Source organism: Huijunlia imazamoxiresistens (assembly GCF_037132455.1).
GTDB lineage: Bacteria > Bacteroidota > Bacteroidia > Chitinophagales > Chitinophagaceae > Flavisolibacter > Flavisolibacter imazamoxiresistens.
This window is the reverse complement of sequence record NZ_JBBBEI010000010.1, coordinates 153,230-174,396: the sequence shown is the minus strand read 5'-3', so window position 1 is coordinate 174,396 and position 21,167 is coordinate 153,230. Positions and strand designations below refer to the sequence as shown.

General features: G+C 57.0%; 19 protein-coding genes. 7 read left to right on the top strand and 12 right to left on the bottom strand.

All coding sequences use genetic code 11. The features are described from left to right. Positions 1 to 171 precede the first annotated feature (171 nt). Entirely contained in the window at positions 172 to 975 is an 804-nt protein-coding gene (locus V9K67_RS14095; RefSeq protein WP_336723496.1) for a ParA family protein, read from the bottom strand. A 19-nt stretch (positions 976 to 994) separates the two neighbouring features. Next, a complete protein-coding gene (locus V9K67_RS14090; protein WP_336723495.1) occupies positions 995 to 1,675 on the bottom strand; it encodes a metal-dependent hydrolase in 681 nt (226 codons plus the stop codon). A 127-nt stretch (positions 1,676 to 1,802) separates the two neighbouring features. On the opposite strand from V9K67_RS14090, the gene V9K67_RS14085 reads away from it, so the two are divergent. The 5 genes from V9K67_RS14085 to V9K67_RS14065 all read left to right on the top strand — a co-directional run bounded on the left by V9K67_RS14085 (position 1,803) and on the right by V9K67_RS14065 (position 8,108). Further along, positions 1,803 to 3,062 (top strand): metallophosphoesterase, encoded by a 1,260-nt coding sequence (locus V9K67_RS14085; RefSeq protein WP_336723493.1) that lies wholly within the window; start codon positions 1,803 to 1,805, stop codon positions 3,060 to 3,062. A 119-nt stretch (positions 3,063 to 3,181) separates the two neighbouring features. Next, on the top strand, positions 3,182 to 4,237 hold the full coding sequence (locus tag V9K67_RS14080; protein ID WP_336723492.1) for a hypothetical protein: 1,056 nt from the start codon (positions 3,182 to 3,184) through the stop codon (positions 4,235 to 4,237). 99 nt (positions 4,238 to 4,336) lie between these two features. Then, positions 4,337 to 4,942 (top strand): porin family protein, encoded by a 606-nt coding sequence (locus V9K67_RS14075; protein WP_336723490.1) that lies wholly within the window; start codon positions 4,337 to 4,339, stop codon positions 4,940 to 4,942. Between the two features lie 153 nt (positions 4,943 to 5,095). Continuing rightward, positions 5,096 to 7,459, top strand: coding sequence for an endopeptidase La (gene lon, locus V9K67_RS14070; RefSeq protein WP_414696776.1), 2,364 nt, complete (start codon positions 5,096 to 5,098; stop codon positions 7,457 to 7,459). Between the two features lie 142 nt (positions 7,460 to 7,601). Continuing rightward, complete coding sequence (locus tag V9K67_RS14065) at positions 7,602 to 8,108, top strand: META domain-containing protein (protein WP_336723488.1); 507 nt, start codon at positions 7,602 to 7,604, stop codon at positions 8,106 to 8,108. A gap of 25 nt (positions 8,109 to 8,133) precedes the next feature. On the opposite strand, the gene V9K67_RS14060 is transcribed toward V9K67_RS14065, so the two are convergent. The 6 genes from V9K67_RS14060 to V9K67_RS14035 all read right to left on the bottom strand — a co-directional run bounded on the left by V9K67_RS14060 (position 8,134) and on the right by V9K67_RS14035 (position 13,650). Beyond that, positions 8,134 to 9,630, bottom strand: coding sequence for a sulfatase-like hydrolase/transferase (locus V9K67_RS14060; RefSeq protein ID WP_336723487.1), 1,497 nt, complete (start codon positions 9,628 to 9,630; stop codon positions 8,134 to 8,136). A gap of 4 nt (positions 9,631 to 9,634) precedes the next feature. After that, a complete protein-coding gene (locus V9K67_RS14055; protein ID WP_336723485.1) occupies positions 9,635 to 11,014 on the bottom strand; it encodes a class I SAM-dependent methyltransferase in 1,380 nt (459 codons plus the stop codon). Further along, positions 11,014 to 11,175: a hypothetical protein gene (locus V9K67_RS14050; protein WP_336723483.1), complete on the bottom strand. Its 162-nt coding sequence runs from the start codon at positions 11,173 to 11,175 to the stop codon at positions 11,014 to 11,016. The genes V9K67_RS14055 and V9K67_RS14050 overlap by 1 nt, the downstream gene beginning before the upstream one ends. After that, on the bottom strand, positions 11,175 to 12,293 hold the full coding sequence (locus V9K67_RS14045; protein ID WP_336723481.1) for a M42 family metallopeptidase: 1,119 nt from the start codon (positions 12,291 to 12,293) through the stop codon (positions 11,175 to 11,177). Before V9K67_RS14045 ends, V9K67_RS14050 begins: the two co-directional genes overlap by 1 nt. Positions 12,294 to 12,343: 50 nt before the next feature. Further along, on the bottom strand, positions 12,344 to 13,114 hold the full coding sequence (locus V9K67_RS14040) for a UbiA prenyltransferase family protein (protein ID WP_336723479.1): 771 nt from the start codon (positions 13,112 to 13,114) through the stop codon (positions 12,344 to 12,346). Positions 13,115 to 13,191: 77 nt separating this feature from the next. Beyond that, complete coding sequence (locus V9K67_RS14035) at positions 13,192 to 13,650, bottom strand: hypothetical protein (RefSeq protein WP_336723477.1); 459 nt, start codon at positions 13,648 to 13,650, stop codon at positions 13,192 to 13,194. Between the two features lie 53 nt (positions 13,651 to 13,703). Here V9K67_RS14035 and V9K67_RS14030 point away from each other — a divergent pair, with 53 nt between their 5' ends. After that, positions 13,704 to 14,714, top strand: coding sequence for a long-chain-fatty-acid--protein ligase (locus V9K67_RS14030; protein WP_336723476.1), 1,011 nt, complete (start codon positions 13,704 to 13,706; stop codon positions 14,712 to 14,714). 137 nt (positions 14,715 to 14,851) lie between these two features. After that, a complete protein-coding gene (locus V9K67_RS14025; protein WP_336723474.1) occupies positions 14,852 to 16,000 on the top strand; it encodes an aldose epimerase family protein in 1,149 nt (382 codons plus the stop codon). 242 nt (positions 16,001 to 16,242) lie between these two features. Here V9K67_RS14025 and fbaA read toward each other — a convergent pair whose 3' ends face one another. The 4 genes from fbaA to V9K67_RS14005 all read right to left on the bottom strand — a co-directional run bounded on the left by fbaA (position 16,243) and on the right by V9K67_RS14005 (position 20,872). Beyond that, a complete protein-coding gene (gene fbaA, locus V9K67_RS14020; protein ID WP_336723472.1) occupies positions 16,243 to 17,310 on the bottom strand; it encodes a class II fructose-bisphosphate aldolase in 1,068 nt (355 codons plus the stop codon). 163 nt (positions 17,311 to 17,473) lie between these two features. Beyond that, the gene (locus V9K67_RS14015) at positions 17,474 to 18,223 is read right to left on the bottom strand and encodes a helical backbone metal receptor (protein ID WP_336723470.1); all 750 of its coding nucleotides are present in this window, start codon (positions 18,221 to 18,223) and stop codon (positions 17,474 to 17,476) included. Between the two features lie 90 nt (positions 18,224 to 18,313). Then, complete coding sequence (locus tag V9K67_RS14010; protein ID WP_336723468.1) at positions 18,314 to 19,669, bottom strand: pyridoxal-phosphate dependent enzyme; 1,356 nt, start codon at positions 19,667 to 19,669, stop codon at positions 18,314 to 18,316. 126 nt (positions 19,670 to 19,795) lie between these two features. After that, positions 19,796 to 20,872, bottom strand: coding sequence for a PLL family lectin (locus V9K67_RS14005; protein ID WP_336723466.1), 1,077 nt, complete (start codon positions 20,870 to 20,872; stop codon positions 19,796 to 19,798). Positions 20,873 to 21,167: the final 295 nt, after the last annotated feature.

The following is a 21,167-nucleotide window of genomic DNA, read 5'->3' as shown; positions in this document are numbered from 1 at the left end:
GGTTCTGCGTTTTGAGTTCTCAATGTTCCCGGGTCCTGTGTTCCGTGCGCTGCGTCAGGGGCCTGCGTTTTCGGGAGGTTTCCGGTGCAAAGGTCCGTTTTTTCAACGGCCCTTAAAAACCTAAAAATCAACCGGTAAGCTCCCCGGCGCCCGGAACTCGGAACGGGGCGACTAGAACTCGAGCGTTCTTTCCTCCTGGGGTATTTTGGTCAGGTTATTCTTTTGCAGGATCTCCTTGGCCAGGTTCAGGTAGTTCATCGATCCCTTGCTGTTGGCATCATAGAGGATCACCGGCTTGCCGACGCTGGGCGCTTCGCTCAGGCGGGCATTGCGGTGGATGATGGTGCTGAACACGAGGTCCTCGAAGTGGCGGCGCACTTCGTTCACCACCTGGTTGCACAGCCGCAGGCGGCCGTCGTACATCGTCATCAGGATGCCTTCGATTTGCAGGGAGGTGTTCAGGCGGCTTTGCACGATCTTGATGGTGTTCAGCAGCTTGCCCAGGCCTTCCAGGGCGAAGAACTCGCACTGCACCGGCACCATCACCGAGTTGGCGGCAGTGAGCGCGTTGACGGTGATCAGGCCCAGCGAGGGCGAGCAGTCGATGATGATGAAATCGTATTCGTCCTTGATGGGGTCGATCAGGCGCTTGAGCACGGCCTCGCGGTTGGGGTAATTGATCATTTCAATTTCCGCCCCTACCAGGTCGATATGCGAAGGGATGAGGGAAAGGTTCGGGATGTCGGTCTTGAGGATGACATCGCGGGCGGTGGCGTTGTTCACCATGCAGTCGTACAGGCTCTGCCGCACGTTCTGCAGGTCAAAGCCCACGCCGGTGGTGCTGTTGGCCTGGGGATCGGCGTCAATCAGTAACGTTTTGAACTCCAGCACAGCGAAGCTGGCGGCCAGGTTGATGGCCGTCGTTGTTTTTCCGACGCCGCCCTTTTGATTGGCTACTCCAATAATTCTACCCATTGTATCAGCTAAAATAGTTTTATAAATCAATACTTTCTCCGATGCCGGGCAGGTGTAAGGTCAGGCCGGCCGCGGAAAAGGTATCTTTTGCTTGTTGTTGATCAATTTTAATATACGGAAAAGTATCGTAATGGACGCCGACTATTTGCGTGGTCTGCACCATCCGGGCCGCTTCCACGGCATCATCGATGCCCATGGTGAAGTGGTCTCCGATACACAGGACCGAAAAATCGGGCCGTGTCCAGCGGGGGATCAGCTGCATGTCGGTGGTCAGGGCAGTGTCGCCGCTGTAGTAAAAGGATTTGTCGGCCCCGTACAGCAAAAAGCCCATGGGGTTTCCGCCGTAGCTGCCGTCGGGCAGGGAGGAGGAATGCACCGCATTGACGCACTTGACCGTGCCGAAATCAAGGTCCTTTTTACCGCCATGGTTCATGGGCAGGGTATGGGGAACGCCCTGTTTGCCCAGCCAGTCCGCCACTTCAAAGGAAGTGACCACCAGGGCGCCCGTCCGTTTTGCAATGGCCACGCAGTCCGCCAGGTGGTCGCCATGTCCGTGCGACACCAGGATGAAATCGGCCTCGATGCTGCTTACGTCCACGTTCTTTGCCAGCTCGTTCGGGGTAATGAAGGGATCGAATAATACCTTTTTTCCATTGAGTTCTACTGCAAAACAAGAATGACCATAATAGGTAAACTTCATAATACGCCGTCGTTTTGTAAAGAAGTTGCAAAAATACGTGTTCAAAGCGGCCAAACGCCCCTATGTGGAAAGATATAGCAGATTGTTAGCAAATCTTTCCTTACTTGCATCCTATTTTCCGTAAATTATGCGCAGCGCAACTTTCCTGTTCGTGGCCGCCGGCCTGATGCTCCTTTTGGACGCCTACGTTTTCCAGGGCCTGAAGGCCGTGGCAGCGGGTTCCCGCCTGAAGCCCTACCTCTATAGCGGGTACTGGGTGGTTTCCCTCCTGGTGCTGGTGTTATTGCTGGTGCTCCCGTATTTACAGCTCGATAATTATTCCAAAGGGCTCCGCACTACCGTCTTTGCCCTGCTGGCCGCCTTCTTTTTCGGGCAGCTGGTCTGCTCCCTCTTCCTGCTGGCCGACGACATGCGGCGGTTCCTGCAGTGGGCGGCGGGCAAGCTGTTCTTTTCCCAGACCGAGGGCGAGCAGATCCAGGAAGGCGATTCCATCAGCCGGTCGGCCTTCCTGAGCTGGCTGGGCCTGGGTGCCGGCGGCGCTATTTTCGGCTCGCTGGTGCTGGGTTTTACCAACAAGTACAACTACCAGGTGAAGCGGGTGGCGCTTTCCTTCCCCAACCTGCCCGCCGCCTTTAAAGGCCTCAAAATCATCCAGATCTCCGACATCCACAGCGGCAGCCTGCGCGACCGGGCGGCGGTGCGCCGGGGCATGGAAACCATCCTGGGCCTGCAGCCCGACCTGATCCTGTTTACCGGCGACCTGGTGAACAATACGGCCGACGAAATGGACAACTTCATGGACATCTTCAGCCTGCTGAAGGCGCCCCTGGGCGTTTTTTCCGTCCTGGGCAATCACGATTACGGCGACTATGTGCAGTGGCCCGACGAAGCCGGCGGGCGCAGCGAACTGAAAAGGCGTAATTTGGAACGTTTGAAGCAGGTGCATGCCGAACTGGGCTGGAAACTGCTGATGAACGAGCACGTGGTGTTCCAGCGGGAAGCGGAAAAGATTGCCCTCATCGGCATCGAGAACTGGGGCGCCAAGGCGCGGTTTCCCAAGCACGGCCGGCTGGCCGAGGCCCATGCCGGCACCGAGGACCTGCCGTTTAAGATCCTGATGAGCCACGATCCCTCGCACTGGGATGCGGAGGTGCGGCCCAAATTCCCGGACATCGACCTGATGCTGGCGGGCCATACCCACGGCATGCAGTTCGGCGTGGAGCTGCCCTGGTTTCGCTGGAGCCCCGTACAGTACATGTACCAGCAGTGGGCGGGCCTGTACGAAAACCACAGCCAGAAGCTCTATGTCAACCGGGGTTTTGGCTTCCTGGGCTATCCCGGCCGGGTAGGCATTTTGCCGGAAATCACCCTGCTGGAACTGGCCTAGGGTAGTGGGAATTAGTTCATTGGTTCATTGGAAATTAGGCGCAGCCTCTGGTACTCATCACTCATTTCTCATAATTTATTACTTATAAATTCATTCTGTTAAACCTTTGCGTTTTGAACATGTCAGTGTACTTCAAGAAAAAACCGAAAACCATCCTGCATCCAAAACTTCTGGCGTTGTTGCTGCTGTTTGGCCTGGCCAACGGGGCCAGCGCACAGGGAAAAAAAGACACCACCGGCCTGGCGTGGGTGGACACCAGCCTGTATGACGAGGCGCTGTTATCCGACCTGGACAGTTTTTTGGATTCGCTGTTGACGCCGCGGAGCTTTGGCCTGATCAACCTGTCGGCCGGTTCCTCGGTTTTCAATTACACCTCGGCCTCGGGCCGGCAGCTGAGCGAAAACCGCCAGTTGCTGCTGCTGCCTTCGGCGGGCTATTTTCACAAAAGCGGCCTGGGCCTTAGTGCTACAGCCTCGGTGGTCAATGATGGCGGGAAGCTGAACCCGTTCCAGTTTTCGCTGACCGGCTCGTATGATTATGTCAGGAACCTTGCGTTTATTACCGGCTTTTCCGCCAGCCGCTACTTTACAAAAGACTCCCTGCCCTTTTATACTTCGCCGCTGAAAAACGAACTGCAGGCGTATTTCACCTATCGCAAATGGTGGGTACGTCCCGGGATTTCGGCCAGCTACGGCTGGGGCAGCAAAAGCCAGTGGAGCGAAACCGCCAATTCTATCTCGGCCCTGCGCCTGCGCCTGAAGCCGCTGCAGCCGCCGACGAGGGTGAATACGGAGGAGAGCATGACGGATTTTAATGTGACAATTTCAGCCCGGCACGACTTTTACTGGATAAACCTGTTTTCGAATAAGGACTATATCCGCCTGAGCCCGCAGCTAAGCCTCACCAGCGGTACCCAGAGCTTCGGGTTCAACCAAACCAGCAGCACGTATGGCTTCCAGCGCCTGGTGGGAAACAACCAACCCTACCGCAACGAAAGCTATTACCTGGACGAGACCACGAAGTTCCGGCCTCTTTATGCAGGGGCGCTGCTGAAGTCGGAATGGGCGGTGAACAAGTTTTTCGTGCAGCCGCAGTTGCTGTTCAACTGCTACCTGCCGGCCGCGGATAAAAAGATCACCACGGCCTTTGTCGTCAACACGGGGCTGATCTTTTAATTTCGGTTGCCCCTGGCAGTGAACAGGAACAGCGCATCTTTGCACGCTTGCCATAGAGAAAACGAAATCAACTGGTTTAACACTAAATCAACATAGAGTATGAAATCGAAATGGTACGTAGTTGTAGCACTGTTGCTGTTGGCACAGGTTTCACAGGCGCAGTTAAGCCTTGGTCTGAAGGCAGGCGCCAACCTGACCAAGATTGACGGTAAAGCATTTAACGAAGAATTCAAGTGGGGCTACCTGGTCGGCGGTTTTGCCCGGTTGAAGCTGGGCGAAAAGCTGGGGATCCAGCCCGAGGTGCTGTTCCTGCAAAGCAAGCTGAAGACCGATACTGCTTTTACCAGCGTGTACCAGAATGCGGCCACCGATGCCCGCAACAAAGACATCAACCTGAATTACCTGGCCATACCCGTGCTGCTGGATTACAAGATCGGCGGCGACTTCCTGTCGCTGCAGGCCGGCCCCCAGTTCGGCATCCTCCTCGACCAGAACAAGGACCTGGTCAACAATGGACAGGAAGCCTTTAAAACCGGCGACTTTTCACTGCTGGGTGGCGCCCAGATCAAGATCAGCAGGATCGTGGCTTCCGCCCGATACGTGATCGGCCTGAACGACAAAAGAGACCTGAACTACAATACGGTTTCCGACAAAACCAAATGGAAAAGCCAGGGCCTCCAGCTGGCGGTGGGCTTAAATTTCTAAGCTTCCTTATTTTCTTTTCAAAAGTTCCCTCCCCTGCGGAGGGAATTTTTTTCTCCCTGCTTGCGTTAAATTTGCCATCTTGCAGTTTAGTGTCCTATTGTCGAAACTTTAAAATGATCCTGAGTGAATTTTACGTTTAAGCCCGAAGATGAGATGGATTTCATGCCGATCATCCCCATAAATGAAAACGAAAGCGATGCCGCAGATACCGTTACCATCCCTTCGGAACTGGCCCTGTTACCCCTTCGCAATACCGTTTTGTTTCCCGGCGTGGTGCTCCCGATCACCGTGGGCCGCGATAAAAGCATAAAGGCCGTGAACTATGCCTACAAAGGCAATAAGCTCATTGGTGTCATCGCCCAGAAGGACAGCTCCATCGAGGACCCGGGCTTTAAAGACCTGGAATCTATCGGCACTGTGGCCAAGATTGTCAAGCAGATCAAGATGCCCGATGGCGGCATCACCATCATCATCCAGGGCAAAAGCCGGTTTTCGGTGGAGGAGCTCCTGACCGAAGAACCGTATTTCAAGGCTTCCATCCAGGTGCTGCCGGAAGAAGAGATCTCCAACGATCCCGACTTCGACGCCTATGTCTCCACCATCAAGGACCTGGCCACCGAAATCATCCAACTGTCGCCCAATATCCCCACCGAGGCGTCCATTATATTAAAAAATATTGAAAGCCCTTCCTTTCTCATCCATTTCGTTTCCAGCAACCTCAATACCGACATCCGGGAAAAGCAGCAGCTGCTGGAGCTGAACCACGTAAAGGACCGCGCCGACCTGCTGATGCAACTGCTGCAGAAAGAGCTGCAGTTTGCCGAGTTGAAAAACAAGGTCACCACCAAGACCAAGACCGAGATCGACAAGCAGCAGCGCGAATACTTCCTGCAGCAGCAGCTGAAAAGCATCAAGGAGGAGCTGGGCGGCGACGCCAACGACCGCGAGATCAAGGACATGCAGAAAAAGGCCGACACCAAGAAATGGACCGAGGCCGCCAAAGAAATGTTCCAGAAGGGCATCGAGAAGCTCGAACGCATGCACCCCAGCACCCCCGACTACTCCATCGTGTACAACCACCTCGACCTGATGCTGGACCTGCCCTGGCAGGATTACACCCAGGACGTGTACGACCTCAAAAAGGCCAAGGAAGTGCTCGACCACGACCATTACGGCATGGACAAGATCAAGGAACGGATTCTCGAATACCTGGCCGTACTGCAGCTGAAGGGCGACATGAAAAGCCCGATCCTGTGCTTTTACGGTCCTCCCGGCATCGGCAAAACCTCTTTGGGCCGCAGCATCGCCAACGCCATCGGCCGCAAGTACGCCCGCCTGAGCCTGGGCGGCATTCACGACGAAAGCGAGGTCCGCGGCCACCGCAAGACCTATATCGGCGCCATGCCCGGCCGCATCATCCAGTCCATCCGCAAAGTCAAATCCTCCAATCCCGTGATGATCCTCGACGAGATCGACAAGGTGGGGGCCGACTTCCGCGGCGATCCCAGCAGCGCCCTGCTGGAGGTGCTGGACCCCGAACAGAACAATACCTTTTACGATAACTACCTCGAGCTGGAGTACGACCTGAGCAAGGTGCTGTTCATCGCCACGGCCAACAACCTGCAAAACATCCAGCCCGCCCTCCGCGACCGCCTGGAGATCATTGAGCTGAGCGGCTATGCCGTGGAGGAAAAGATCGAAATTGCCCGGCGCCACCTGATCCCGAAGCAGAAGGAAGCCCACGGCCTGAAGACCACCAGCCTGAAGCTCAGCGACCGCACCCTGGAAAAGATTATCCAGGATTACACCCGCGAAAGCGGTGTGCGGGAGCTCGACCGCATCCTGGCGGCTATTATGCGCAACCAGGCCAAGCAGCTGGCCCTGGAAGGCAAGGTGAAGGCCACCCTCAGCTACGAGGACGTGGAACGCATCCTCGGCCGCGCTAAGCATTCCAACGAAATGTACAAGTCGGCCAACATCCCCGGCGTGGCCGTGGGCCTGGCCTATACCGTGGTGGGCGGCGACATCCTGTTCATCGAAGCCACCGCCAGCGACGGCAAGCCCGACCTGCGCCTGACCGGTAACCTGGGCAACGTGATGAAGGAGAGCGCCACCACCGCCCTGTCGTACCTGACCGCCAACGCCAAAAAGCTGGGCATCGAGCCCAAGATCTTCGACCGCAAGACCCTGCACATCCACGTGCCCGAGGGCGCCGTGCCCAAGGACGGTCCCAGCGCCGGCGTGACCATGCTGACCTCCCTGGCTTCCGCCGTTACCGGCCGCAAGGTGCGTCCCTACCTGGGCATGACCGGCGAGATCACCCTGCGCGGGCAGGTGCTGCCCGTCGGCGGCATCAAGGAAAAAGTGCTGGCCGCCAAGCGCGCCGGCCTCCGCGAGATCATCCTCTGCTGGCAGAACGAAAAGGACGTCAAGGACATCAACCCCGACTACATCAAGGGACTGACCTTTCATTATGTCCGAACGATGAGCCAGGTTTTGGATCTGGCGCTGAACTAATTTATTAGTTTACGAGTTTACGGGTTTACAAGTTTACGAGTTCCTTACGGGCGCAAGCAACTCGTAAACCCGTAAACTCGTAAACTGTTCGTTGCTCAGCAGTGGTGGTACAAAAATTGAGGCCTTTTATAAAACTGATTTTATGAGAGGGCCTAAACTTATTCCGTTCATTCTTTTCCTTCTTTTCGCCTGTGACAGCTATGCCCAGTTAAAAGCCGGTACCATCAGGGTACGCCGGGAGGTGGCACAGGATTCCATCATTTATGAAGAAGACCCGGTGGTGGCCAAACATGCCGATTACATGGATTCCATCGCCGGCAACTGGGAAGTGGTGACCATGAAGCGGCAGACCGGCCGCGAGACCGATTACATGGTCAATGCCTCGCTGGTGCTGAACAAGGACTCTACCTTTACCGGCAATACGGGCTGTAACACCTTCTCCGGTAAGTTCAGCCTTAAGGGCAGCAGCATCCGCTTCAACCAGGTGACCGCTACCGAAAAGGCCTGCACCTTCCAGGAGCAGGAAAGCTGGTATTTGAGGCTGCTTCAAAATACCATCAGCCGCTTTACCGTCACCAACGATGAACTGTGGCTGCGCGACGGCTCCAGCAATATTGTTTTTGAAGCGAAGAAGGCAGACAAAAAGTAAGGCGCCTGTTGCGCCTGCCTTGTCGTTATTTTTTATCCACCAGGAAGACGGTTGAGTCCGGAAGTAAGGGGAATTGTTGCCCGAACAACCGGTTGAATACCACCCGGAACTGGTTGACCCCGGAAATGCTGTCGTAGAGGGCGGGCGTCGGTGCCGACGGCAGGTACACGGCATTCTGGTTTTGAAAATACGCTTTCCGGTCCTTGCCCTGGCGCAGGCCATGGTCGCCCATAAACACGATAACCGCCTTGCCGTGGGTATGCTTTTGAATGCTGGTGACGATCTCTTTTAACTGCTGGTTGGTGTAGGGCAGGTAATCCAGGTAGGCCTGCGGCGGCAGGTCCTTGAATTCCTGTCGTACGACAGCCAGCTTTTTCGGTTGTCCGCTCCTGTCATAATAAAAGGGAGGGTGGGGCAGCATCAGGTGCACGTACACAAACCGCGGCTTTTTCCCGGGCTTCGCCGGGAGCGCTTTCGCCAGGCGGATTAATTTTTCATTGTTTTTCTTCGACGTATAAATCAGGTCGTCTGCCAGCCAGCTGATCCGGAACCGGCCGGTATACAGCAGCCATCCCAAATCGCGCCGGAGCAGGGCAAACAGGGTGCGGTCGGTGATCAGCTTGGTTTTCAGGGGCAGAAAGTCCTGCCGTACCGGCGAGGGATTGCCTGCCAGGTCAAAGATGGAATAATTGATGATCTCGTAGTCCCGGGCGGACAGGAAGCGGATCACGGCATTGTCGCGGATCAGCTTATTACAGCGGGCATAATCCTCGATGGTAACCGCGCCGTTGGGGGGAATGCCTTGCAGGTACGACAGGTTGAGGATGGACGCCAGGGAAAAGGGCGTAAAATTATAATTGGACCGGCTATCGCGCTGGAGGTGGAAACCCCGGCGAAGCAAAAAGCTGTCCAGGTCGCTGTTGTCGTAGCCGAACCGTTGCTGCAGCGCCCGGGAGGAGGTATATTGGTCGAACAGCAAAAAATAGATGTCGGGGCGGGGGCAGCCGGTACAGCGGGGAGAAACGTTTTCCGGCCGCGCAAACGAATAGACCGAGAGTTTGTCGGGCTCGTTGCGCACGGCCTTGGCAATGATGCCGGCGGTATCGAAGCCGATGTACAGGAGCAGCAGCAGGGTGAGGAAGTGCAAAAAGCGGCTGCCCGTGACGGGGCGTTTTTTCAGCCGGAAGAACAGGAACAGCAGGGGCAGCAGGAACAGGGGAACCAGCAGGGAATAGCGCGCCAGCTGCTGCAGCCAGTGGCTGTTCTTCAGGAACTCCTGCACCGCTCCGAAGAAGAAATAAAACGACAGCAGGGCCGTGGCCATCAGGGCGGCTTTGGAGCGGCTTTTATAAAACCACAGCAGCAGCACATACAGCAGGCCTGCCCCCAGCAGGTAGGTGGCGCACAACAGGGCGGCGTCACCTGCCGGGATAAAGCCGAAGTTTTCCTGCACGCCATGCAGCACGAAAAAGACCACGAGTAAAAAGGGGAGCAGGGCCGTCCACCGCGAAATTTGCCACATAGAGTTATTTTTTCTTCAACAGGTACAGCACCCGGGTAGTTCCGGGCAGGGGCGCCGTTTTTACCAGGTTAAAATAGCGGGCGAACACTGCTTCAAACTGTTCCTGTGTGTACCAGGGGAAAGCGATGGTCTTTTGCTGCAGCAGCTGTTGGGTCTTTTCGTCCTGGGGCGGCACGAATTCCACGATCACCGTGTTTCCCAGGCGGCCGAACAGTTCGGCGATCTGTTCGAAGGAGAGGTGTTTGCCGATGGCCAGGTGGTGGATCACCGCCAGCGCCAGTACCAGGTCGAAAGGGGACCGCTCCAGCAACGACGCCCGTTCGCGGTTGTTGACGCCGATGGCGGGGGAGGGGTGTACGAAATCGATGACCAATGGGTGCAGGAAGGCATTGCCTTCCTTTTTTATTTTCCGGTAAAGGTTGTTTACCGAGAAATGGTCGCCGTCGGCGGCTACGGTATGGATGCGGCGGGCGGCCGCCAGTTCGGAAAACGTCCCTTCATTGGCGCCCACATCGATGGCGGTAGCCAGGCCGGGCAGGTGCTCCAGCCATTCCTCAATAACTTTTTTCTTGTGGGTGACGTAGTTTCCTCTCTGGAGGGCTTCTTCGTAATAGCCCGACCAGACACCGGAAGGCTGTTGCAGGGCGAACGACTGTACGGCCTGCTCCAGGCTGGTGAGGATATGTTCCAGCTTGCGGGCGGAAAAGGCGGCGGTGGTTTTCGTTTCCTTTGGGGCAGCGGCGGAAACGTAGGCTGCCTGCAGGCGGAGGTGCAGGCTGACATGCAGGTGAAAGCGGCTTTTGAAGGGCAGCATCTTCCTGACCAGGGGCAGGGGAAGGCCTTCGGGGTAAGCCAGCAGCAGGGGCTGCAGGGGCGTTTGCAGGTAGTGCATCAGGGCCAGCGGCGCCAGGAAGCTTTCGCAGAACTGGCGGTAGGCTACCCAGGGTCGGGTTTCGTCGTAGCGTTCAAAGGAAAGGGTATCGATAAACACCATCTTTCCGCGGTGCAGCTGCACGTTATAAGGCGTGGCGTCCTTGAGCATCAGGCCGAATTTCATGGCTTCCTTTGCCAGCCGAAGCGTCAGCAGGGCGGCGTCCTTCAGCATGTCGAAGCTCCACTCGAAGGGATAGGAGATAAAGCCGATGCGCTCGGGCTTCAGGGTGGTGAGCCAGTCGGGGCGGCCGGCCAGGTTTTCGGACAGCTCCTCGTGGGGCACCAGCAGCCCTTCCTGCACCAGGTGGGCGGCCAGGCCGCTGCGGGTGAATTTTTCAAAGTCGTCCCGGAAAACGAGGTTCACCTGCCGGTACAGGGTACCCTGGTGTTCAAACACAAAGCCCGACGGATCGCGGTAGGAAGCCGGGTGCAGCTGGGGGGTGTCCGGCATTATTGCTCCTCTTTTTGATCCTTCCTGAACCAGCGGAAGAAAAACGCTTTGATGTACAGCTTTATATTCCGGAAGAAAAAGGCGATGCCCAGGGCAGCGGCCGCAATAGCTTGAACCAGGTAGCTGCCGCTACCTGGTTCAATGTAAAGTAAATACTGCATTAGAAATAACTTAAGTTGGTTTCAGGGGTCAGCGTCAGCAGGGTTTCATACATCAGCCGGACGGTTTGTTCGATATCGGAGCGGTGCAGCATTTCCACCGTGGTGTGCATATAGCGCAGGGGGATGGAGATGAGCACGGAGGGGCAGCCGTCGTTGGCATAGGCGAACGAGTCGGTGTCGGTGCCGGTGCTCCGGGATACGGCCCGCAGCTGTACCGGTATTTCGGCCTTCTCGGCCACTTCCTGTACCAGGTTCAGCAGCTTGTTGTGCACGGCGGGCCCAAAGGAAAGCGAGGGGCCTTTGCCGCACCAGGTTTCCCCTTCGATCACTTTATTGATCATGGGGGTGGCGGTATCGTGGGTAACGTCGGTAATGATGGCCACGTTGGGTTTGATACGGCGGGCGATCATTTCCGCTCCGCGCAGCCCGATCTCTTCCTGCACGGCATTGACCACGTACAGGCTGTAGGGCAGTTGCTTGCCGTTTTGCTTCAGCAGGCGGGCTACCTCGGCGATCATGTAGCCGCCGACGCGGTTGTCAAAGGCACGGCCGATCAAATAGTTGTAGGCCAGCTCGTCGAAGCCGTCCTGGTAGGTGACCACGGCGCCGACATGGATGCCCAGCTCTTCCACCTCTTTTTTGTTGCGGGCGCCGGTATCGAGGAACAGGTTCTCGATCTTGATGGCCGGCTCCTTGTCGGGGTTGTTGATGCGGGTGTGGATCGCCGGCCAGCCGAACACGGCCTTAACCGGGCCTTTTTTGCCGTGGATGATCACCCTTTGGCCGGGAGCGATCTGGTGGTCCACGCCGCCGTTGCGCTTCAGGTAGATGAGTCCTTCCCCGTTGACATAGTTGACGAACCAGCTGATCTCGTCGGCATGGGCTTCGATCACCACCTTAAAGGGCTGGTTGGGGTTGATAATGCCCACCGCCGTTCCGTAGGGGTCGGTAAACTCCTCGTCGATGTAGGGCCGCACGTAGTCGAGCCACATTTTCTGGCCCGAGCTTTCAAAGCCTACGGGCGAGGGGTTGTTGATATAACTTTTGAAAAACTCAAAGGATTCCGGTGTAAGGATCGCTTGCTCTTCTTTTTGTTGGTTATTTTCCGCGTTTGCCATGAACTCCAGATTAGGGGGCAAATGTACTTAAGAAGTCCGAAAAACGGCCCCTACAGGTGCAGCAAGAACAGCAGGACGGCGGAAAACATCATCAGGCCGTCGAGCACGAACAGGTACAGGACGTCGGAGGGCTGCTTTTTGGAATAATCGTACAAAAGTGCCAGGATCAGTCCGGGAAGGAAGAGGGCGATACAGTCGGCGGCGGCAAAGCCCTGCCGGTACAGCAGCAGGGTGGTGAAGGCGAACAGCAGCAGGCAGCACCAGAAAAGGATGTTGATGCCCCTTTCGCTGAGGTAGGTGATCAGGGTGCGGATGCCCTCGCGCTTGTCCTCCTCGCGGTCGCGGAAGTCGAATACCACGCAGATGGCATAGATCAGGAAAAACCGGTTGAGGATAAAAAGCCCGTGCGTTCCCTGCCAGTGCACCTGCGACACCACCAGCGGCAGCAGGGCGGTGGAATGCGTCCATACCAGGGCCAAAAACACCGTTTTGCCGATGGCGATCTTTTTGATGTCCCGGAAAATCGGGAAGGGCACCTTGGGGGCCGAGTACATAAAGGTGATGAAGGCCGTGGCCATCAGCCAGGGCCAGTGCTCCAGCAGGTGCAGCACATAATAGCCCGCGCCGGCAAGCCCCAGCAGGAACAAGGCCAGGTGCAGCCATCGGTGGCGCACCGACCACTGCATCTTTTCCGATCCCCCGTAGATGCCGGGCGTCATCAGCATGTGGAAATTATAGCTGCACAGCGAGCCGAAAAATACGAACAGCAGGTAGCGCAGCTCCGGCTGCAGCTGAAACAGGTACCATGTCTGCAGGATCATGGCAACGGCGCAAAGGGCAATGTAGGTGCTTGTGAATAGGAAAAAGTGAAACGCTTGTTTAAAAATGCTGCTCAACGTTACCGGATTACAATAATGCGTTTGGTTACCGTATCACTCATGTTCTTGGCCGCATCCCTTACGGAAAACTTCAGGTCGAGCGTATCCGGCGCCTTCTGTCCGCCGGTCCCGGGAACGTCGATGGCGAGGGAGTTCAGGGTCAGGGCCCTGCCGTAATCCAGGGTGATGTTCATATCAATCTTGGACGAGTTGGGAAAAGTGGGAATATCGAACACCAGGGTACGGGACCGTGGGTCGGGGGCATTGCCATTCTTCCGTTCGAGGATAACGAAAACCGAATCCCGCACGTCGCCCTGCTTGTCGGTGATCTCCAGCGCCACGTCCAGGCTCTGCTGCTGCGGCACCACCTCGGAGCTGACCGATTTAACGATTATGGTCGGTTTGGTTTGAAACTTATCCTTGTTGCAGGCGGCCAGCAGAAAAAAACACGACAGTCCGATAGGGAAGAATGATTTCATTTTGTTGATTTGTGAACGAAACAAATTTAATACTTTGAGCTTATTACGGATTTATGGAAACCGGCATTGACGAATATATTTTCTCACCCGCAGCCTCTTTTACCGAAAAGGCCCTCAGGGCCTTCGCATTTCAGTATGCCGGCAACCCGCTCTATGAACGTTTTGCGGGCGCGTTAAATTGCAGGCCGGGAACCGTGCGCACCATCGGGCAGATCCCTTTCCTGCCGATCTCCTTTTTTAAAAGCCATAACATCGCCACCTCCTCCTTTACGCCCGAAGTGGTTTTTGAAAGCAGCGGCACTACCGGCAGCGTCAACAGCCGCCACCTGGTGCGGGATGCCGGGCTCTATGAAAAAAGCTTCGTGGCGGCTTTCGAGGCGGCTTACGGTCCCATTACCGATTACTGCATCCTGGGCCTGCTGCCTTCCTACCTCGAGCGGGGCAGCTCGTCGCTGGTGTACATGGTCAAACGGATGATCGAGATCAGCGGCCACCCGCAGAACGGGTTTTACCTGTACGACCACCGGCAGCTGGCGCAGACCCTGCAACGGCTGGAAGGCGCCGGCCAGAAGGCACTGCTGATCGGGGTGACCTACGCCCTGCTGGACTTTGCCGAAGCCTTCCCGATGCCGCTGCACCATACGATCGTCATGGAAACCGGCGGCATGAAAGGGCGGAAGAAAGAACTGCTCCGCGACGAAGTGCACGCCCTGCTGCAGGGGGCTTTCGGCCTGGCGCACATTCATTCGGAATACGGCATGACCGAGCTGCTGTCGCAGGCCTATTCGAAGGGCCACGGCCGCTTTTACCCGCCCTCCTGGATGCGGGTGCTGGTGCGGGAAGAGGATGATCCCCTGGCGGTAGCGGCCGCTACCGACCGCCCCCTGACCGGCGCGCTCAACATCATCGACCTCGCGAACCTTTACTCCTGCAGCTTTATCGCCACCGAAGACGTGGGCCGCCTCTATCCCGACGGCAGCTTCGAGGTGCTGGGCCGCATGGACGCCTCGGATGTGCGCGGCTGCAGCCTGATGGTGGCGGATACAATAGACAATAGGCAATAGGCAATAGGCTACAATAAATTAGATTGGGGTTGACCGGTTTTGTAGAAAGAAAAAGACAATTGGAGGAAGGCTGTAATTCAGAAATCTGTTAAGTTTACCGTTTTAATATCATAACACAAAAAAACTGAATTACAGTCATGAAGCACTCGTTTCAACGTTTTTGCATTGCCGTGATGATGGCTTCCGCGATGGCCTCCTGCGGCAGCAATGACAGCCAGTCAAAAACTGGGGCCGACACCACCCAGGCACCGGCAGCCGTTGCGCCCGCCGACTGGGGCGAAACCGACGGAAAAAAAGTTTCCCTCTACACCCTTACCAACAGCAAAGGATCGGAAGTGAAGATTACCAACTACGGCGGTATCGTTACTTCCTGGATCACTGCCGACAAGAACGGAGGAAGGAGCAGCATCGTCATCGGCTACGATTCGCTGCAGGGCTACCTGAACAAACCTCCTTACTTCGGCGCCCTCATCGGCCGCTACGGCAACCGCATCGGCAACGCCAAGTTCACCCTGGACGGCAAAACCTACCAGCTGGCGGCGAACGACGGCAAGCAACACCTGCACGGCGGCAACAAGGGCTATGACAAAGTGGTGTGGGATGCGGCTCCCGGCGGCGACGGCAAATCGCTGACCCTGTCGTACCTGAGCAAAGACGGCGAAGAAGGCTATCCCGGCAACCTGAACATCAAGGTGACCTACAGCCTGACCGACGAGGACGAGCTGCAGATCGACTACAGCGCCACCACCGACAAGGCCACCCCGGTGAACCTCACCAACCACTGCTATTTCAACCTGTCCGGCGACGTGGCCCACAGCATCCTCGACCACTCGCTGCAGATCGATGCCGATAACTACACCCCCGTGGACAACACCCTGATCCCCACCGGCGAGATCAAGTCCGTGAAAGGCACGCCCTTCGACTTCACCTCGAAGACCAAGATCGGCGCCCGCATCGCACAGGTGCCCGGCGGCTACGACCACAACTGGGTGCTGAACAAGAAGGATTCGTCCCTGTCCAAGGTGGCCGAGCTGTCGGATTCGATCAGCGGCCGCACCCTGGAAGTGTACACCACCGAGCCCGGCCTGCAGTTCTACAGCGGCAACTTCCTCGATGGCAAGCTGATCAACCGCGACGGCAAGCCCATTCAACAGCACGCCGCCCTCTGCCTGGAAACCCAGCACTTCCCCGATTCGCCCAACAAACCCAAATTCCCCAACACCATCCTGCAACCCGGACAAACCTACCATACCGTGTCCAAGTACAAGGTGGTCGTAAATAAATAACCCTTTGTTTGACAAATGGAGTACTGCAGCGCCGGTGGCGCTGCAGTACTCCATTTTGTTTTTAAACGCTTTCCAGGCCCGATAAAAAGATTAACCTGGCCGTGGAACTGAACGCCCAGGGGCAGCCCCGCTATTCGGTTAACCTTGCCGGTGAGACCGTGCTGCAGCCTTAATCAAAAAAGCCTTTTCCAAATGGAAAAGGCTTTTTTGATTAAGGCTATTTCATTGTCCCGGCATGGAGACTATTTGTTGCGGTTGATGCAGTTCAGGTCTTCGAAGGCCACTTCAAGGCGCTTTACGAAGGCTTCTTCACCCTTGCGCAGCCATACGCGGGGATCATAGTATTTTTTGTTCGGCTTGTCGGCGCCTTCGGGGTTACCCAGCTGGGCCTGCAGGTAGGCTTCTTTGCTCTTATAGTTGTTCAGAATGCCTTCCCAGAATGCCCACTGCATGTCGGTGTCGATGTTCATCTTGATGGCACCGTAGGAGATGGCCTCACGGATCTGGTGCTGCGGGGAGCCGCTGCCGCCGTGGAACACGAAGTAAACCGGCTTTTTGCCTTTGCCGTATTTCTGGGACACGAACTCCTGGCTGTTCTTCAGGATCTCGGGGCGCAGCTCCACGTTGCCGGGGCTGTACACGCCGTGCACGTTGCCGAAAGCGGCCGCCACGGTAAACAGGTTGCCGACCTGGCTCAGCTCGTGGTAGGCATAAGCTACGTCCTGGGGCTGGGTATACAGCTTGTCGTTTTCCACGCCGCTGTTGTCCACGCCGTCTTCTTCACCGCCGGTCACGCCGAGCTCGATCTCGATGCTCATGCCCAGGGGCGCCATGCGCTTGAAGAATTCCACGGAAGTTTCGATGTTTTCCTCGATAGGCTCTTCCGACAGGTCCAGCATGTGCGAGGAGAACAGGGGCTGGCCTTTTTCTTTGTGGAACTGCTCGCCGGCATCGATGAGGCCCGAAATCCAGGGCAGCCATTTTTTGGCGGCGTGGTCGGTATGCAGCACTACGGGCACGCCGTAGTATTTGGCTACGTTGTGGATGTGCAGGGCGCCGGAGATGGCACCTGCGATGTTGGCCTGCAGTTTATCGTTGGGCATTCCCTTGCCGGCGATGAACTGGGCGCCGCCGTTGGAGAATTGGATGATCACGGGAGAATTCACTTTGGCTGCGGTCTCCAGGGTAGCGTTGATAGAGTTGGTGCCGATGGTGTTAACGGCGGGCAGTGCAAATTCGTTTTCAAGAGCGTCTTTGTAAAGGGCTTCCAGTTCGTCACCGAAAAGCACCCCGGCTTTGTACTTACTCATGTAGTAAAGTGGTTTTGAGTTACAGGGAATTTTTAAGTTGCGCTAAGATAAGCAGTTTCTCTATCCGACTGCCGCCGTTTTCATAATTGATATTAGGAAAATAAGTGTAATAATGACGCATAAAAAGGGAGCGATCCGTCGCTTTTCCCTGCCCGGGCAGCGCTTATTGCGCCGTTATTTTTTGATGAAGTTCCCCGAAATAAGCAGGGGCGAGCAGCAGGCGGCTGCCGTACCAGCTGAATAGTTCCCCGTCCACCAGCTCGATCCGCGCCTGCGGCAGGAGGGCCTGCAGCTCGATCCTGTGCTGTTCCTTAAAAGGATAAGGTTCCGAGGAAAGCAGCAGCAGCTCGCAGCCCAGGGCCTGCAGTTCTTCCACCGATGTGACCGGGTAGCGGGTGCGGCCCCCAAAAAGATTTTCCAGGCCGGCGGCCCGCAGCATATTATTAATAAAGGTATCGCCGCCCACGGTCATGTAGGGCTGGCGCCAGATCAGGTAGGCGGTGCGCAGCGGCAGCGGCCGCACCGAGCGGCGCAACTGCAAAAAGCGTTTTTCTATTTCCTGCGCCAGCAAGCCGGCTTCGGCCGCCTTTCCCGTGAGGGCGCCCAAGGCGCGGATCATTTCCAGCGCCCCTGCAAGGTCGGCCACATCGCTGGTGTACACCGGGAACTCCTGCGCCAGGGTCTCCACCTGCTCTTTTACATTTTCCTCTTTATTGGCCAAAATCAGGTCGGGCCGCAACTGCCGGATGGTGTCCAGGTGCAGCTGCTTGGTGCCGCCCACGCGGGTCTTGCTGCGGAACCAGCTTTCGGGGTGCACGCAAAATTTGGTGATGCCCACCACTTCCTGTTCCAGTCCTAAATGGTACAACAATTCCGTCTGCGACGGCACGAGCGAGATGATCCTGCTTTTCAAGTTTACGAGTTTACGGGTTTACAAGTTTACGCGTTCTTCCCGGCCCGAAACAACTCGTAAACTCGTGAACTTGTAAACTCGTAAACTTTCTTATGCAAGCGCCTGGATCACATCGTATTGCGTAACGATGTGGAAGTTGCCGGTTTCGTCCTTGGCCAGCACGGCGCCGTTTTCCTTGTTGATCAGGGAGCCTAGCTTTTCCACGGGGGTGTCGAAGGTCACCAGGGGGAAGGGGTGCTCCAGCACGGCCTCCACTTTCTGGTGGCGGATCTCGGGGTTGTGAAAAACTTTCTGGAACAGGCCGTTCTCGCTGATGGAGCCGATGAGGACGCCTTCGCGGGTGACAGGGATGTGTTCGATATCGTGCTGGCGCATCAGTTCCACCGCTTCGGCCACCGTCTGGCCCCCCTCCATGGTGATGAGGGCCTGGCGGGGACGCGAGAGCACGATGTCTTTGAAGGTTTTTACTTCCAAAAAACCGCGTTCGGCCATCCACTGGTCGTTGTACACCTTGGCTACGTAGCGGCTGCCGTGGTCGTGGAGCAGCACCACCACCAGGTCGGTGGGCTTCAGGCGGTCCTTCAGCTGCAGGAGGCCCTGGATGCAGGAGCCGGCGCTGTAGCCGCAGAACAGGCCTTCGTCCTTGGCCAGGCGGCGCGTCAGCAGGGCGCCGTCGCGGTCGGTTACCTGTTCGAAGTGGTCGATCACGCTCATGTCGTAGTTCGCCGGTACGAAGTCTTCGCCAAAACCTTCGGAGATGTAAGGGTGCACTTCGTTCATGTCCACCTCGCCGGTGCGGAAGTATTTGGTCAGCAGCGAGCCGTACACGTCGATGGCCCACACCTGGATGGCGGGGTTCTTTTCCTTCAGGTACATGCCGATGCCGGTGACGGTGCCGCCGGTGCCGGCGGTCACCACCACGTGGGTTACCTGGCCGTCGGTCTGCTGCCAGATCTCGGGGCCCGTGGTTTCGTAGTGGGCCTGGCGGTTGGCCAGGTTGTCGTACTGGTTGGGGAAAAAGGAGTTGGGGATCTCCTGGTTGAGGCGGGCGGCCACGGAATAATAGCTGCGCGGGTCATCGGGTTCCACGTTGGTGGGGCAGATGATGACCTCGGCGCCCAGGGCCCGCAGGATGTCGGCCTTGGACTGCGACTGCTTGTCGGTGGTGGTAAAGATGCATTTATAGCCCTTGACGATGGCGGCCATGGCCAGGCCCATGCCGGTATTGCCCGAGGTGCATTCGATGATGGTGCCGCCGGGCTTCAGCCTTCCTTCCCGCTCCGCCACTTCCACCATCTTCAGGGCCATGCGGTCCTTGGTGGAGTTGCCGGGGTTGAAGTATTCCACTTTGGCGTAAACGGGGCAGGGAAGGTCTTTAGTGATCTTGTTCAGCCGTACCAGGGGTGTATTGCCGATCGTCTCCAGAATATTGTTCTTTACATCCATAGCTAAGGGTTAAGGGAACTAAAGATAACAACAGTTGCCTGAACGGGGAGCGGGCAAACAAAAACCCGCGGCCGGCGGCAGGGGCCGGCTGCGGGTGAGGGGAGGGCGTCAAAGGACCCATCGGCCCTAGTCGAAGCGGTTGTACCACAAGGCATTGTCGGCGCCTTTGCCAAAGACCACCACCTTGCCGGCCCCGCGGTAAACCGCTGCCGGGTTGGAAGTGAGGGTGCCGCCCAGGGATTGCCAGGCGCTCCAGGTGGTGCCGTTATAATCGCGGTACCACAGGGCGTTGTTGGTGCTCCGGGCAAAGACGGTCACCTTTCCCTGTTCGCGGTAAACGGCTGCCGGGTCGAGGCTGATGGTGCCCTGCAACGGTAGCCAGCCGCTCCAGGTAGTGCCGTTGTAGTGCTGGTACCACAGGGCGTTGTCGGTGCCCCTGGCAAAGACCAGCACCTTGCCGCTGCCGCCGTAAGCGGCCGCCGGGTAGGAGGCCAGGGCGCCGCCCAGGCTCTGCCAGTTGCCCCAGGCCGCGCCATTATAATACCGGTACCACAGGGACAAGTCGGAGCCGCGTGCAAAGACCATCAGCTTGCCGGATTCCAAGTATACCGGGACCGGGTTGGAGGTAAGGATCCCGTACAGGGGCAGCCAGCCACTCCAGGCGGTGCCGCTGTATGCCCGGTACCAGAGCGCATTGTCGGCGCCTTTGGCAAACACCATCACCCGGCCGCTGCCGTAGAAAATGGCGGCCGGGTCGGAAGTGATCAGGCCGGGCTGCGATTGCCAGCCGCTCCAGGTGGTGCCATTATAGGCCCGGTACCAGAGCAGGTTGTTGGGACCCTTGGCAAAGACCATGATCTTTCCGGTTCCGTAATAAACTGCGGAGGGGCTGGAGGTCAGGTTCCCGCCCAGGGATTGCCAGGCCGACCAGGCGGTGCCGTTGTAGGTACGGTAAGAGAGGGATTTGTTGGTGCCCCGGGCAAAGATCAGCACCCGGCCGGCATCGGAATACACGGCTGCGGGGGTGAAGGTAATGTTGCCGCCCAGGGTCTGCCAGCCCGACCAGGCAGCAGGCGCCGTTTCAGGCGCCACCGATGCAGGCGCTGTGGCGGCGGTTGCCCCTTCTGTTTGTTCTATGTCCTTCTGACAGGCAAACAGTACGGCCGCGGCGAACAGCAGGAAAAACAACTGTAGCTGTTTCATAAAAAAAGATTGAGGTTAATAAAGCGGTAACAGGTATCGGTCGGGCTGCCCTTTCCAGGACAACCCGCCCCCAGGTGAAAGATGCCGGCGGCCACGGGAGGGAACGGGGGAGCGAAACGGTTGCCGTAGCGATATTGATTTTTCCCCATCGCAGGGTCGGAGAAAATGCTTGTAAATATAAGAGTTTTTTCTTAGGTATTATGGCTGGCTTTGGCCCCTGCCGGGTATCGCAGCACTTCTGGCACAAACCATTCCCTGCAAACCGCAAACTCTTTACATTTGCTTCCCCCCGGAA